At 36.0% G+C, this 15032-nt stretch carries 12 protein-coding genes; 6 read left to right on the top strand and 6 right to left on the bottom strand.

The features are described 5' to 3' along the window. Positions 1–9: 9 nt before the first annotated feature. From mnmG to rpmH, 6 genes are all read right to left on the bottom strand, one after another. A complete protein-coding gene (gene mnmG / locus ACQVV1_RS20880; RefSeq protein ID WP_063223994.1) occupies positions 10–1899 on the bottom strand; it encodes a tRNA uridine-5-carboxymethylaminomethyl(34) synthesis enzyme MnmG in 1890 nt (629 codons plus the stop codon). A 46-nt stretch (positions 1900–1945) separates the two neighbouring features. Beyond that, entirely contained in the window at positions 1946–3322 is a 1377-nt protein-coding gene (gene mnmE / locus ACQVV1_RS20875) for a tRNA uridine-5-carboxymethylaminomethyl(34) synthesis GTPase MnmE (protein ID WP_309259583.1), read from the bottom strand. 229 nt (positions 3323–3551) lie between these two features. Then, a complete protein-coding gene (jag, locus tag ACQVV1_RS20870; protein WP_063223996.1) occupies positions 3552–4169 on the bottom strand; it encodes an RNA-binding cell elongation regulator Jag/EloR in 618 nt (205 codons plus the stop codon). Beyond that, the gene (spoIIIJ, locus tag ACQVV1_RS20865; protein ID WP_063223997.1) at positions 4166–4933 is read right to left on the bottom strand and encodes a YidC family membrane integrase SpoIIIJ; all 768 of its coding nucleotides are present in this window, start codon (positions 4931–4933) and stop codon (positions 4166–4168) included. The genes jag and spoIIIJ overlap by 4 nt, the downstream gene beginning before the upstream one ends. A 52-nt stretch (positions 4934–4985) precedes the next feature. Beyond that, the gene (gene rnpA / locus ACQVV1_RS20860; protein ID WP_063223998.1) at positions 4986–5333 is read right to left on the bottom strand and encodes a ribonuclease P protein component; all 348 of its coding nucleotides are present in this window, start codon (positions 5331–5333) and stop codon (positions 4986–4988) included. Between the two features lie 76 nt (positions 5334–5409). Then, the gene (gene rpmH, locus ACQVV1_RS20855; protein ID WP_000831901.1) at positions 5410–5544 is read right to left on the bottom strand and encodes a 50S ribosomal protein L34; all 135 of its coding nucleotides are present in this window, start codon (positions 5542–5544) and stop codon (positions 5410–5412) included. A 565-nt stretch (positions 5545–6109) separates the two neighbouring features. On the opposite strand from rpmH, the gene dnaA reads away from it, so the two are divergent. From dnaA to gyrA, 6 genes are all read left to right on the top strand, one after another. After that, positions 6110–7450 (top strand): chromosomal replication initiator protein DnaA, encoded by a 1341-nt coding sequence (gene dnaA, locus ACQVV1_RS20850; RefSeq protein ID WP_097951318.1) that lies wholly within the window; start codon positions 6110–6112, stop codon positions 7448–7450. Between the two features lie 178 nt (positions 7451–7628). Then, positions 7629–8768: a DNA polymerase III subunit beta gene (gene dnaN / locus ACQVV1_RS20845; RefSeq protein WP_063223999.1), complete on the top strand. Its 1140-nt coding sequence runs from the start codon at positions 7629–7631 to the stop codon at positions 8766–8768. 127 nt (positions 8769–8895) lie between these two features. Further along, a complete protein-coding gene (gene yaaA / locus ACQVV1_RS20840; protein WP_000821369.1) occupies positions 8896–9108 on the top strand; it encodes a S4 domain-containing protein YaaA in 213 nt (70 codons plus the stop codon). A gap of 12 nt (positions 9109–9120) precedes the next feature. Continuing rightward, positions 9121–10248 (top strand): DNA replication/repair protein RecF, encoded by a 1128-nt coding sequence (gene recF / locus ACQVV1_RS20835; RefSeq protein WP_060633074.1) that lies wholly within the window; start codon positions 9121–9123, stop codon positions 10246–10248. A 38-nt stretch (positions 10249–10286) separates the two neighbouring features. Then, positions 10287–12209, top strand: coding sequence for a DNA topoisomerase (ATP-hydrolyzing) subunit B (gene gyrB / locus ACQVV1_RS20830; protein WP_063224001.1), 1923 nt, complete (start codon positions 10287–10289; stop codon positions 12207–12209). Between the two features lie 88 nt (positions 12210–12297). After that, the gene (gene gyrA, locus ACQVV1_RS20825) at positions 12298–14769 is read left to right on the top strand and encodes a DNA gyrase subunit A (RefSeq protein ID WP_063224002.1); all 2472 of its coding nucleotides are present in this window, start codon (positions 12298–12300) and stop codon (positions 14767–14769) included. The last annotated feature ends 263 nt before the right edge of the window (positions 14770–15032 follow it).

The raw sequence follows: 15032 nt of genomic DNA, 5'->3' as shown, positions 1-15032 counted from the left end.
CCTTACTATTTATTGGTTCGATACTCGCGCAATTTTTCCTTGTTCAATATACACAAGTAAAATGGAAATATCCGCTGGATTTACGCCAGAAATACGTGAAGCCTGCCCCATTGAAAGTGGACGAACATCTTTCAATTTCTGTCTAGCTTCTGATGCAAGGCTAGAAATCGCATCATAATCAATATCTACAGGAATTTTTTTGTTTTCCATTTTTTTCATACGCTCTACTTGCTGTAAAGATTTTTCGATATATCCTTCGTACTTAATCTGAATTTCAACTTGTTCTGTCACTTCATCACTTAATTCTACTTCACTTGGTACTAAAAGATGAATATGCTCATATGTCATCTCTGGACGACGTAATAAGTCACTTGCACGTATTCCATCTTTCAATTCACTTCCACCAATGCTGCGAATCAATTCTTGAACTTCAGGACGTGGTTTAATAATAATGCTGCTTAAACGTTCCTTTTCCTGTTCAATTTGTAACTTTTTATTTGTAAATCGCTCATAGCGCTCTTCTTTAATTAATCCAATTTCACGACCAACTTCAGTTAAACGAAGATCAGCATTATCGTGGCGTAATAATAGACGGTATTCTGCACGAGACGTTAATAAACGATATGGTTCATTTGTACCTTTCGTAACAAGATCATCAATTAAGACACCAATATAAGCATCCTCACGCCCTAAAATAACTTCTTTCTTACCTAAAGAACGACATGCTGCATTAATCCCAGCCATAAGTCCTTGTCCTGCTGCCTCTTCGTAACCAGAAGTTCCGTTAATTTGTCCTGCTGTATATAAATTTTTAATTTTTTTCGTTTCAAGTGTTGGCCATAGTTGTGTTGGCACAATTGCATCGTATTCAATTGCATAACCTGTACGCATCATTTCAACGTTTTCTAGACCAGGGATTGTTCTAAGCATATCACGCTGCACGTCTTCTGGTAAGCTTGTGGATAAACCTTGTACATACACTTCTTGTGTATTACGTCCTTCTGGCTCTAAGAAAATTTGATGACGTGGTTTATCATTAAACCTTACTACTTTGTCTTCAATTGAAGGACAATATCTAGGTCCTGTTCCCTTAATCATACCAGAATACATAGCTGAGCGATGTAGGTTTTCATCTATTAAACGATGTGTTTCCGTACTTGTATACGTCAACCAACATGGAATTTGATCCATAATAAATTTTGTCGTTTCAAAAGAGAAAGCTCGTGGTTTATCATCACCTGGCTGAATTTCTGTTTTACTATAATCAATCGTATTACTATTTACACGCGGAGGTGTACCTGTTTTAAATCTAACAAGATCAAATCCAAGCTCCTCTAAATGTTCTGATAACGTAATAGATGGTTGTTGATTATTCGGACCGCTCGAATATTTTAAATCTCCCATAATAATCTCACCGCGTAAAAACGTTCCAGTCGTAATTACAACTGTTTTTGCTGTATATTCAGCACCAGCTTGCGTAATTACCCCTTTACATTCGCCATCTTCAACGATTAAACGCTCTACCATTCCTTGGAACAACGTTAAGTTTGGTGTTTCTTCAATTGTTTTCTTTAATTCATGCTGGTAAGAGAACTTATCTGCTTGTGCTCGAAGTGCGCGTACAGCTGGTCCTTTACCTGTATTTAACATACGCATTTGAATATACGTTTTATCAATGTTGCGTCCCATTTCTCCGCCTAATGCATCAATTTCACGAACAACAATCCCTTTTGCTGGTCCACCAACAGAAGGGTTACATGGCATAAACGCTACCATATCTAAATTAATTGTTAACATTAATGTTTTGGAGCCCATTCGTGCTGCCGCAAGACCAGCTTCACATCCTGCATGACCTGCACCGATTACTATGACATCGTATGAACCGGCATTGTATCCCATCGTTTATTCCTCCTAATAATCTCTATCTTTCTAAAACATCGCTATATTATTTTCCTAAACAAAATTGAGAGAACAACTGGTCAATTAGGCTTTCATGAACGGTATCACCAGTAATTTCACCAAGTATTTCCCACGTCCGTGTTAAATCAATTTGTACCATATCAATTGGCACACCATTTTCTATCGCCTCAATTGCATCTCCAATTGTTCTTCCTGCTTGTGTTAATAATCCAATATGTCTCGCGTTAGAAACATACGTCACATCTGCAGAATCAATTGTTCCTTCAAAAAATAAATCAGCTATTGCCTTTTCAAGCTCATCTATTCCTTGTTCCTCAATTAACGACGTTGTAATAACACGATTTCCCGCTGCCAATGCTGTAACACGTTCCATATCGATTGCTTGTGGTAAATCTGTCTTATTTACAATGACAATGAAATCTTTTCCTTGTACGGCACGGAATAGATCTTCATCCTCATTCGTTAAAGCTTCACTATAATTAACGACAACTAACACTAAATCAGCTTGGCTCATCATTTCCTTTGAACGCTCTACACCAATTCGTTCAACAACATCTTCTGTTTCACGAATCCCGGCTGTATCTATAAGTTTAAGTGGTACACCACGCACATTAACGTACTCTTCAATAACATCACGAGTTGTTCCTGCAATATCAGTTACAATTGCCTTTTTCTCCTGAACGAGACTATTTAATAGCGATGACTTCCCAACGTTAGGTCTACCGATGATTGCAGTAGCAATACCTTCACGTAAAATCTTTCCTTGCTTCGATGTTTCTAATATTTTTGCAATTTCAGCACGAACATGTGTAGCTTTCTCAATTAAAATAGTATGTGTCATTTCTTCCACATCATCATATTCCGGGTAATCTATGTTTACCTCAACATGAGCTAACGTTTCTAATATGTCCTGACGCAGACGGCCGATTAATTTAGATAATCGCCCTTCCATTTGATTAATTGCTACGTTCATTGCACGATCTGTTTTTGCACGGATTAAGTCCATAACAGCTTCTGCTTGTGATAAATCAATACGGCCATTTAAAAAAGCACGTTTTGTAAATTCACCAGGCTCTGCTAATCGTACTCCTTGCGCTAAAATAAGCTGCAATACTTTATTTACCGAAACAAGTCCACCATGACAGTTAATTTCTACTATATTTTCACGTGTAAAAGTCCTTGGTGCACGCATAATAGACACCATCACTTCTTCAATAACCTGATTTGTATCTAAATCAACAATATGACCATAATGAATTGTGTGAGAAGAAACCTCTGTTAAGTCCTTCCCTTTAAAAATACGATTAACTTTTTCAACCGCATCATCCCCACTTACTCGAACAATGGCAATTGCACCCTCTCCAAGCGCTGTGGAAATCGCGGCAATTGTATCGAATTCCATGTCCTTTCACCTCACTTGCTTATTTATCTCTATTTCAACATGATTATTTTCTTCACTAAATTATTAGAATACCATAACGAACCTATCTACAAAAGAATAATAACTCATTTTATTATGTCCTCATGTAAAAAACACTAAACTTATTCACAGTGGATAAGTTTAGTGTTTTTCAGTTATCCACACCTGTTTTCCCCTAAAAAAAAAAACCGGCACTCAATTGAGTAACCGGTCATTTGGAAGATATTACAACATGTCGATGTGGTTCTTTTCCTTCAGAAGTTGTAATGATATTTTGATGATTAGATAATGCTTGGTGAATAATCTTTCGTTCAAAAGATGGCATAGGTTCCAACACAACTCTTTTTTTCGTACTTACTACTTGTTTTGCTAATCGATAAGAAAGTGCTTCTAATGTAGCTTTTCTTTTACTACGATAATTTTCAGCATCTAGTGTGATACCAATATACTGCCTCGTATTGCGATTTGCCACAAGTTTCGTTAAATACTGTAAAGAATTCAAGGTGTTTCCTCTTTTCCCAATCAAAACACCTATGTTTTCTCCAGAAATTGTAAATTCAACTTCGCGTCCTTTTACAATTTTACTAATCTCAGCTTCCACACCCATATCGTGAATAACATTTTTTAAATATTCTTCACATTCTTGAATTGGATCTTTCTTCAATACAACTTCTACTACTGCAGGTCGGTTCCCAAATAAGCCTAAGAATCCTCTTTTACCCTCATCGATAATATTTATATCCACTCGGTCTTTTGAAACATTTAATTGCCTTAAAGCATCTTGTACTGCCAGCTCGACTGTTTGTCCTTTAGCAGTAATTATACTCACTTGCTTGATCCTCCTGCCTTACTAGCCTTAATTTCCGGCCCTTTGATCAAGTACATTTGAGCGATACCAAAGATATTACCAACAACCCAGTAAAGTGATAATGCAGCTGGGAAGTTAATTGCAAAGATTAAAATCATGATTGGCATTAGCCAAATCATCATTGCCATTTGCGGATTTTGACCAGCAGTTCCTGCCATTGCAAGTTTTTGCTGAATAAATGTCGTAATTGCCGCAACAACCGGTAAGATATAGTACGGATCTGCCTGTCCTAAGTCGAACCATAAGAATGTATGCTTACTAATTTCTGCTGTTCTCATAATCGCATGGTAAAACGCGAATAAAATAGGCATCTGAACAAAGATTGGTAAACATCCTGCTAATGGGTTTACACCATTTTTCTGGTATAACTGCATCATTTCTTGTTGTAGTTTTTGCTGTGTTGCCTGATCTTTAGAGCTATATTTCTCTTTTAACTTCACCATTTCTGGTTGTAACGCTTGCATTGCCTTCGTACTCTTCGTTTGTTTAATCATTAATGGTAATAATGCAAAACGAATAATAAGAGTCGTAACAACGATTGCTAAACCATAATTACTACCAAATAAGTTGGCAAAATACGTAATTAATTGAGAAAGCGGGTATACGAAGTATTCATTCCAAATTCCAGTGCTTTTTGGTGTAATTGGCTGATTTACTTCACTACAGCCAGCAGTAATCGCCATTAATGCAACAACCATGGCTAGTAAACCTAATTTCTTTTTCAAAGCCTACTCCTCCTTGTATCGGTATGTATATAGTGTAATTCATTTCCTTACGCTACTTTTTATTTTTTTTCATACCAGAGCGTTTAAAGACATGAATTAAGCTTTTCTTTAATTCTTCATATGTCATCTCTGCACAAGGCTTCCTTGCTATTATAACAAAATCTTTTCCAGAATCTATCTCATCTTTTAATTCTGTGATCGACTGGCGAATCATACGTTTAATTCGGTTACGCACTACTGCATTTCCTATTTTCTTGCTGACAGAAAGGCCAATACGAAAGTTTGGCTGCTCTTCTTTATCTAGTTGATAGACAACAAACTGACGATTCGCATTCGATTTTCCTTTTTGAAAAACCGTCTGGAATTCATCATTCTTTTTTATACGATGTTTTTTCTTCATATCAATTGACACTCCTGTAGTTCATCAGCGGAAATTCACTATTATTAGAAAAAAAGACCACTGAACGATCAGTGGTCTACGCAGATAATACTTTTCTTCCTTTACGACGACGAGCTGCTAGCACTTTACGTCCGTTCGCTGTGCTCATACGGCTGCGGAAACCATGTACTTTGCTGCGCTTACGTTTATTTGGTTGGTAAGTTCTTTTCATTATATGACACCTCCCTGAGGAATATCTGTTAAAGACAGTCCTATAAATTATAGTTAATCAACTAGGAAAATGTCAATGGTTCTCGAAATTTTCATCAAATATTCATTTTGAACCTATTCACATACTTTTTCACAGATCCTATATTTCCTTGTGGATAAATGTTTTTTCTTGTTTTTTATATCCACAAACTCGTTTCGTACTTTTACACAGTATATCGTGTTGTGGACAAGTTTATTCCACAAGGTATTGATTTTGTGGATAACTTTCTTAATTTCATTGCTATAGCTACTTTTTTTTGATATTATAGTTGTGTTTTCACTTTGAATAAGTTTTCCACATCTTTATCTTATCCACAAATTGTGTATAACATGTGGACAGTTTTAATCACATGTGGGTAAATGCTTATCCACATTCGCTTTTTTTGTCGAAAACCCTATCTCATATACAAACGACGTTTTTAGGTTTTAAAATACGTTTCGTATAAATATACATTTTATATTTATTTAGGTTGTACATTTGTTGCGCAACCTTATTCTTTTACCATCTTAGTAAAGGAGGGACACCTTTGGAAAACATCTCTGATTTATGGAACAGTGCCTTAAAAGAACTAGAAAAAAAGGTCAGTAAACCCAGTTATGAAACATGGTTAAAATCAACAACCGCACATAATTTAAAGAAAGACGTATTAACAATTACGGCTCCAAATGAATTCGCTCGTGATTGGTTAGAATCTCATTATTCAGAGCTAATTTCGGAAACACTTTATGATTTAACAGGGGCAAAATTAGCTATTCGCTTTATTATTCCCCAAAGTCAAGCGGAAGAGGAGATCGATCTTCCTCCTGCTAAACCAAATTCAGCACAAGATGATTCTAATCATTTACCACAGAGTATGCTAAACCCAAAATATACGTTTGATACATTTGTTATTGGCTCTGGTAACCGTTTTGCTCACGCTGCTTCATTGGCCGTAGCCGAAGCACCAGCTAAAGCATATAATCCCCTCTTTATTTACGGGGGAGTTGGACTTGGAAAGACCCATTTAATGCACGCAATTGGTCATTATGTAATTGAACATAACCCAAACGCAAAGGTTGTATATTTATCATCAGAAAAATTTACAAATGAATTCATTAATTCTATTCGTGATAATAAAGCGGTCGATTTCCGTAATAAATACCGCAATGTAGATGTTTTATTAATAGATGATATTCAATTTTTAGCAGGAAAAGAACAAACTCAAGAAGAGTTTTTCCATACATTCAATGCATTACACGAAGAAAGTAAACAAATTGTAATTTCAAGTGATCGGCCACCAAAAGAAATTCCAACTTTAGAAGATCGTCTTCGTTCTCGCTTTGAATGGGGACTTATTACGGATATTACGCCGCCAGATTTAGAAACACGAATTGCAATTTTACGTAAAAAAGCAAAGGCTGAAGGACTTGATATACCAAATGAGGTCATGCTTTATATTGCAAATCAAATTGATTCAAATATTCGTGAACTAGAAGGCGCACTCATCCGAGTTGTAGCTTATTCATCTTTAATTAACAAAGATATTAATGCTGATTTAGCAGCTGAAGCACTTAAAGATATTATTCCAAATTCTAAACCAAAAATTATCTCCATTTATGATATCCAAAAGGCTGTCGGGGATGTTTATCAAGTAAAATTAGAAGATTTCAAGGCGAAAAAGCGAACAAAATCAGTTGCCTTTCCTCGCCAAATTGCAATGTATTTATCACGCGAACTTACAGACTCCTCCTTACCTAAAATAGGTGAAGAATTCGGTGGACGTGATCATACAACCGTTATCCATGCCCATGAAAAAATTTCTAAGCTACTTAAAACGGATACGCAATTACAAAAGCAAGTTGAAGAAATTAACGATATTTTAAAGTAGTAGCTGAATAGTGTGAATAACTTCCCTTGTTTTACGCACAGTCTATCCACATGTAGATAGACTGTTTTTACATCTTTCAAAGGAGTTATCCACATATCCACAAGCCCTACTACTATTACTACTATTTTTTATCTTTATTAATTAAATAAAATCATATACTTACCGGAGGTTTTTCTTTATGCGTTTTACAATACAAAAAGACTATCTTGTAAGAAGTGTACAAGATGTAATGAAGGCTGTTTCTTCTCGTACAACAATTCCGATCCTTACAGGAATTAAAGTTGTCGCTACGGAAGAAGGAGTTACATTAACAGGAAGCGATGCTGATATTTCGATTGAATCTTTTATCCCAGTTGAAGAAGATGGAAAAGAAATCGTAGAAGTAAGACAATCAGGAAGTATTGTTTTACAGGCAAAATATTTTAGTGAAATTGTAAAAAAATTACCTAAAGAAACTGTAGAAATTTCTGTGGAAAATCATTTGATGACAAAAATAACTTCTGGAAAATCAGAGTTTAATTTAAATGGTTTAGATTCTGCAGAATATCCATTGTTACCACAAATTGAAGAACATCATGTTTTTAAAATTCCAACGGATTTACTTAAACATATGATCAGACAAACTGTATTCGCAGTTTCCACTTCTGAAACAAGACCGATCTTGACAGGTGTAAACTGGAAGGTATATAACAGCGAACTAACTTGCATTGCTACAGATAGTCACAGGTTGGCCCTGAGAAAAGCAAAAATCGAAGGCATTGGAGATGAATTCCAAGCGAGTGTTGTTATTCCAGGGAAAAGTTTAAATGAATTAAGCAAAATTCTAGATGAATCTGAAGAAATGGTAGATATCGTTATTACGGAGTATCAAGTATTATTCCGTACAAAACATTTATTATTCTTCTCAAGATTGTTAGAAGGAAACTACCCTGATACAACTCGTTTAATTCCAGCAGAGAGTAAAACGGATATTTTTGTAAATACAAAAGAATTTTTACAAGCAATTGATCGTGCATCTCTATTAGCAAGAGATGGTCGTAATAATGTTGTGAAATTATCAACCTTAGAACAGGAAATGCTAGAAATTTCTTCCAATTCACCAGAAATCGGAAAAGTAGTAGAAGAAGTTCAATGTGAAAAAGTAGATGGGGAAGAGTTAAAAATATCTTTTAGTGCAAAATATATGATGGATGCACTAAAGGCATTAGATAGTACTGAAATTAAGATTAGCTTTACTGGAGCAATGAGACCATTCTTAATTCGTACAGTAAATGATGAATCCATTATTCAATTAATTTTACCGGTTCGTACTTACTAAGTAAGAAATAAGGGTTGCTAGTTTTCAGATGCTAGTAGCCCTTATTTGATTTTTGGGTATTACTTTCCTAATGCTAGTTTATTTAGTACAATGAAAGAATGAACACTTTCAGAAAGTGAGCGATTTTATGAAACGTATTAAAATTTCAACAGAGTATATTACACTAGGACAATTTTTAAAGTTAGCCGATGTAATTGATACAGGTGGCGCTGTAAAATGGTTTTTACAAGAATATGAAGTGTACGTGAATCAAGAACTTGAAAATAGAAGAGGTCGCAAACTGTATGCGAACGATATTATTGAAATTCCAGGAAGCGGAACTTTCCAAGTTCAGGCATAAAGGGGGAGCCCTTTGTTTATTAAAGAAATACAATTAAAAAACTATCGCAATTATGAAAAATTAGAGCTTTCCTTTGAGGATAAGGTCAATGTAATTATTGGCGAAAATGCACAAGGGAAAACAAATTTGATGGAAGCTATTTACGTATTAGCGATGGCGAAATCTCATAGAACCTCTAATGATCGTGAGCTCATTCGCTGGGATGAAGATTATGGTCAAATCAAAGGTAGCTTGCAAAAAAGAAACAGTTCTTTGTCTTTAGAGTTAAATATTTCTAAAAAAGGCAAAAAGGCAAAGTTAAATCAACTTGAACAACAAAAACTAAGCCAATACATCGGTGAAATGAATGTTGTCATGTTTGCCCCAGAAGATTTAAATCTTGTAAAAGGAAGCCCTCAAGTAAGAAGACGCTTTTTAGATATGGAACTTGGACAAATAGCACCCGTTTATTTGTATGAACTAAGTCAATATCAAAAGGTGCTCACGCAACGAAATCACTTGCTTAAAAAAATGCAAGGGAATAGCAAAAATGAGGAAACGATGTTGGATGTATTTACACTTCAACTCATTGAACATGGTACAAAAATATTGCGAAAACGTTTTGAGTTTTTGCACTTACTACAAGAATGGGCTGCACCAATCCATCGTGGGATTAGTAGAGGATTAGAGGAGTTAGAAATCATCTATAAACCAAGCGTAGATGTATCAGAATCAATGGATTTGTCGAAAATAAAAGAAGTATACTATGAAAGTTTTCAATCCGTGAAACAACGTGAAATTTTCCGTGGTACGACTTTAATAGGTCCTCATCGTGATGATTTACAATTCTTCGTTAATGGTAAAAATGTTCAAGTCTTTGGTTCGCAAGGACAACAACGAACGACCGCACTGTCCCTAAAATTAGCTGAAATTGAATTGATTTACTCAGAAGTTAAGGAATATCCAATTCTTTTATTAGATGATGTTTTATCAGAGCTAGATGATTATCGTCAATCACATCTGTTAAATACAATTCAAGGTAAGGTGCAAACATTTGTGACAACGACGAGTGTCGACGGAATTGAACACGAAACATTGAAAGAAGCAAAAACAATTCATGTAACGAACGGCACGGTAGATTGTGAAATAGATAGGGCATAACCCCCGTTTAAATGGAAAAGTAGGTGATCTTTGTGTCAATGGACCAAAAACAAATGCAAGAGAACGCATATGATGAAAGCCAAATACAGGTGCTTGAGGGACTAGAGGCAGTTCGGAAACGTCCAGGTATGTATATTGGATCTACGAGTGGAAAAGGACTTCACCACCTTGTGTGGGAAATTGTCGATAATAGTATCGATGAAGCATTAGCAGGATATTGCGATGAAATTAATGTTAGCATCGAAGAAGATAATAGTATTCTTGTAACCGATAATGGACGTGGTATTCCAGTTGGTATACAAGAAAAAATGGGACGTCCTGCAGTAGAGGTTATTATGACTGTCCTTCACGCTGGTGGTAAATTTGGCGGTGGCGGTTATAAAGTTTCTGGCGGTTTGCATGGTGTTGGAGCATCTGTTGTAAATGCATTATCAACAGAACTAGAGGTATTTGTACATCGTGATGGTAAAATCCATTACCAAAAATACGAAAGAGGTATTCCGGTTGCTGATTTAAAAGTTATCGGTGATACAAATCAAACAGGAACAATAACTCGCTTTAAGCCAGATCCAGAAATCTTTAAAGAGACGACAGAATATGAATTTGATACGTTAGCAACTCGTATGCGTGAGTTGGCGTTTTTAAATCGTAATATTAAATTAACAATTGAAGATAAGCGTGAACATAAGCAAAAGAAAGAGTTCCATTATGAAGGTGGAATTAAATCTTATGTGGAGCATTTAAATCGTTCAAAACAACCAATCCATGAAGAGCCTGTATATGTGGAAGGTTCAAAAGATGGAATCCAGGTTGAAGTTTCGTTGCAATATAACGAAGGATATACAAATCATATTTACTCATTTACAAATAATATTCATACGTATGAAGGTGGTACACATGAGGTAGGATTCAAAACTGCCCTAACGCGTGTAATCAACGATTATGGTCGAAAAAATAATATTTTAAAGGATGCGGATAGTAATTTAACTGGTGAAGATGTTCGTGAAGGTTTAACAGCGATCGTATCAATTAAACATCCAAATCCACAATTTGAAGGACAAACGAAGACGAAACTTGGAAATAGTGAAGCGAGAACGATTACAGAATCTGTATTCTCGGAGGCCTTTGAAAAGTTCTTACTAGAAAATCCAAATGTTGCGCGTAAAATTGTAGATAAAGGTACGATGGCAGCGCGCGCGCGTGTAGCTGCTAAAAAAGCTCGTGAATTAACACGTAGAAAGAGTGCATTAGAAGTTTCAAGTTTACCAGGTAAATTAGCGGATTGTTCTTCGAAAGATCCAGCAATCAGTGAAATTTACATCGTAGAGGGTGACTCTGCCGGCGGATCTGCGAAACAAGGACGTGACCGTCATTTCCAAGCGATTTTACCACTTAAAGGTAAAATTATTAACGTTGAAAAGGCGCGATTAGATAAAATTTTATCTAATGATGAAGTGCGTACAATTATTACAGCAATTGGTACAAATATTGGTGGGGATTTCGATATTGAGAAGGCTCGTTATCATAAAATTATTATTATGACGGATGCCGACGTGGATGGTGCACATATACGTACCCTATTATTAACGTTCTTCTATCGTTATATGCGTCAAATAATTGAGTGTGGTTATATCTATATTGCACAACCACCATTGTTTAAAGTACAACAAGGTAAAAAAATTCAATATGCTTACAACGATAAGGAACTTGAAAAAATACTAGCTGAATTACCAGCCCAACCTAAACCTGGAATTCAGCGTTATAAAGGTCTAGGAGAAATGAATCCAACCCAGCTGTGGGAGACAACAATGGACCCAGAAGTACGTTCGTTACTTCAAGTTTCTCTTCAAGATGCAATTGAAGCAGATGAAACATTTGAGATTTTAATGGGGGATAAAGTAGAGCCACGCCGTAACTTTATCCAAGAAAATGCAAAATACGTGAAAAACCTTGATATTTAAATGAGTAATGACAGGAATTTAAGTATTCCTGTCTTCTACATATAAATCAATGTATGTGTAACGGAAATGTAAGAGGAGGTGCTCGTTGATGTCAGACAATCAACAACAAGCACGAATTCGAGAAATTAATATTAGTCATGAAATGCGTACCTCATTTTTAGATTACGCGATGAGTGTTATCGTATCTCGTGCATTACCAGATGTTCGTGATGGGTTAAAACCGGTTCATCGTAGGGTTTTATATGCGATGAATGATTTAGGAATTACAGCTGATAAAGCATATAAGAAGTCGGCGCGTATTGTCGGCGAAGTAATCGGTAAGTATCACCCCCACGGAGATTCAGCTGTTTATGAAACGATGGTACGTATGGCGCAAGATTTTAGTCAACGTTATATGCTTGTTGATGGTCATGGTAACTTTGGTTCTGTTGATGGAGATTCAGCGGCAGCAATGCGTTATACAGAAGCAAGAATGTCTAAGATTTCTATGGAATTAATACGTGATATTTCAAAAAATACAATTGATTATCAAGATAACTATGATGGTTCTGAAAGAGAGCCAATTGTATTACCAGCTCGTTTCCCTAACCTACTAGTAAATGGTACGACGGGTATTGCAGTTGGTATGGCAACAAACATTCCGCCGCATCAACTTGGCGAAGTAATTGATGGTGTATTGGCATTAAGCCATAACCCTGACATTACGATTGCGGAATTAATGGAGTATATTCCTGGGCCAGACTTCCCAACGTCAGGTTTAATCTTAGGGCGAAGTGGTATTCGTAGAGCTTATGAAACAGGACGAGGTTCTATTATGCTTCGTGCCAAAGTTGAAATTGAAGAGAAATCAAATGGTAAACAATCTATTATCGTAACGGAACTACCTTATCAAGTTAATAAGGCACGATTAATTGAAAAAATTGCAGAATTAGTTCGCGATAAGAAAATTGAAGGTATTACAGATTTACGTGATGAATCAGATCGAAATGGTATGCGTATTGTTATGGAAGTACGTCGTGATGCAAATGCCAATGTACTATTAAATAATCTATATAAACACACGGCACTTCAAACAAGCTTCGGTATTAATATGTTGTCTCTTGTAAATGGAGAGCCGCAAGTCCTAAATTTAAAACAAAATCTATATTACTATTTAGAGCATCAAAAGGTAGTAATTCGTAGACGTACTGCTTACGAATTAGAGAAAGCAGAAGCACGTGCCCACATTCTAGAGGGATTACGCATTGCGTTAGATCACCTTGATGAAGTTATTACTTTAATCCGTAGTTCAAAAACAGCTGATATCGCAAAGCAAGGTTTAATGGAACGTTTCGGTTTAAGTGAGAAACAAGCACAAGCGATTTTAGATATGCGCTTGCAACGTTTAACAGGATTAGAACGTGAGAAAATCGAGCAAGAATATCAAGATTTAATGAAGTTAATTGCTGAATTAAAGGCGATATTAGCAGATGAAGAGAAAGTTCTTGAGATTATTCGAGAAGAATTAACAGAAGTAAAAGAGCGCTTCAATGATAAGAGACGAACAGAAATTACAATCGGCGGTATGGAATTTATTGAAGATGAAGATCTAATTCCAGAGCAAAATATTGCAATTACGTTAACTCATAATGGTTACATTAAGAGGTTACCAGCTTCTACGTACAAAACACAGAACCGTGGTGGACGTGGTGTACAAGGAATGGGAACGAACGATGATGACTTCGTAGAACATTTATTGACTACTTCTACACATGATCATATTTTATTCTTCACAAACAAGGGTAAAGTATACCGTACAAAAGGATATGAAATTCCAGAGTATAGTCGTACAGCGAAAGGGCTACCGATTATTAACCTATTAGGGGTAGATAAAGGTGAGTGGATCAACGCCATTATTCCAATTCGTGAGTTTGGTGACGATCAGTTCCTATTCTTTACAACGAAACAAGGTATCTCTAAGAGAACGCCACTCTCATCATTTGCAAATATACGTACGAACGGTTTAATTGCAATTTCGCTTCGTGAAGAAGATGAAGTGATTTCTGTACGTTTAACATCTGGTGATAAAGATATTATCGTAGGGACAAGTAACGGTATGTTAATCCGCTTCAACGAACAAGATGTACGTTCTATGGGCCGTAATGCAGCTGGTGTAAAAGCTATTACACTAGGCGAAGAGGACCAAGTCGTAGGTATGGAAATTGTTGAAGAAGATACGAATGTTTTAATCGTAACGAAGAATGGGTATGGTAAACGTACGCCGGTTGAAGAGTATAGACTACAGAGTCGTGGTGGTAAAGGTCTGAAGACTTGTAACATTACAGATAAGAACGGTAAATTAGTAGCGGTTAAGTCTGTAACAGGTGAAGAAGACATTATGTTAATTACAGCAGCGGGTGTTATTATTCGTATGCCAGTTGATCAAATCTCTCAAATGGGACGTAATACACAAGGTGTTCGTCTAATTCGATTAGAAGATGAGCAAGAGGTAGCGACGGTAGCAAAAGCACAAAAAGATGACGAAGAAGAAACAAGCGAAGAGGTTTCTTCAGAAGAATAAGAGAGGGAGATTTCTCCCCTCTTTATTTTTTTATAATAATACTTGCATAGATAAGAGAAAGCTTATATAATAGGCAGAGTCAGCAAATGAGAGATACAAGTTATCGAAAAAAACTTGTTGACGAAAATAATATACTATGATATATTATAAAAGTCGCTGAAACGCGATGTTGAACTTTGAAAACTAAACGAAACAAACAACGTGAAACGTCAATTTTTATTTTTAGATGCTAGACAAACTAACTTTATTGGAGAGTTTGATCC

This window comes from Bacillus basilensis (genome assembly GCF_050630465.1).
GTDB classification, from domain to species: domain Bacteria; phylum Bacillota; class Bacilli; order Bacillales; family Bacillaceae_G; genus Bacillus_A; species Bacillus_A basilensis.
Note: the sequence above shows the minus strand (reverse complement) of the source record. Positions and strands in the feature narration are given on the sequence as shown.

What these genes read in the sequence shown, in the direction of transcription:
- yaaA (WP_000821369.1), top strand. Translation starts at nt 8,896, where the DNA reads ATGAAACGTATTAAAATTTCAACAGAGTATATTACACTAGGACAATTT.
- mnmG (WP_063223994.1), bottom strand. Translation starts at nt 1,899, where the DNA reads ATGGGATACAATGCCGGTTCATACGATGTCATAGTAATCGGTGCAGGT.
- mnmE (WP_309259583.1), bottom strand. Translation starts at nt 3,322, where the DNA reads ATGGAATTCGATACAATTGCCGCGATTTCCACAGCGCTTGGAGAGGGT.
- dnaN (WP_063223999.1), top strand. Translation starts at nt 7,629, where the DNA reads ATGCGTTTTACAATACAAAAAGACTATCTTGTAAGAAGTGTACAAGAT.
- gyrA (WP_063224002.1), top strand. Translation starts at nt 12,298, where the DNA reads ATGTCAGACAATCAACAACAAGCACGAATTCGAGAAATTAATATTAGT.
- rpmH (WP_000831901.1), bottom strand. Translation starts at nt 5,544, where the DNA reads ATGAAAAGAACTTACCAACCAAATAAACGTAAGCGCAGCAAAGTACAT.
- rnpA (WP_063223998.1), bottom strand. Translation starts at nt 5,333, where the DNA reads ATGAAGAAAAAACATCGTATAAAAAAGAATGATGAATTCCAGACGGTT.
- gyrB (WP_063224001.1), top strand. Translation starts at nt 10,287, where the DNA reads ATGGACCAAAAACAAATGCAAGAGAACGCATATGATGAAAGCCAAATA.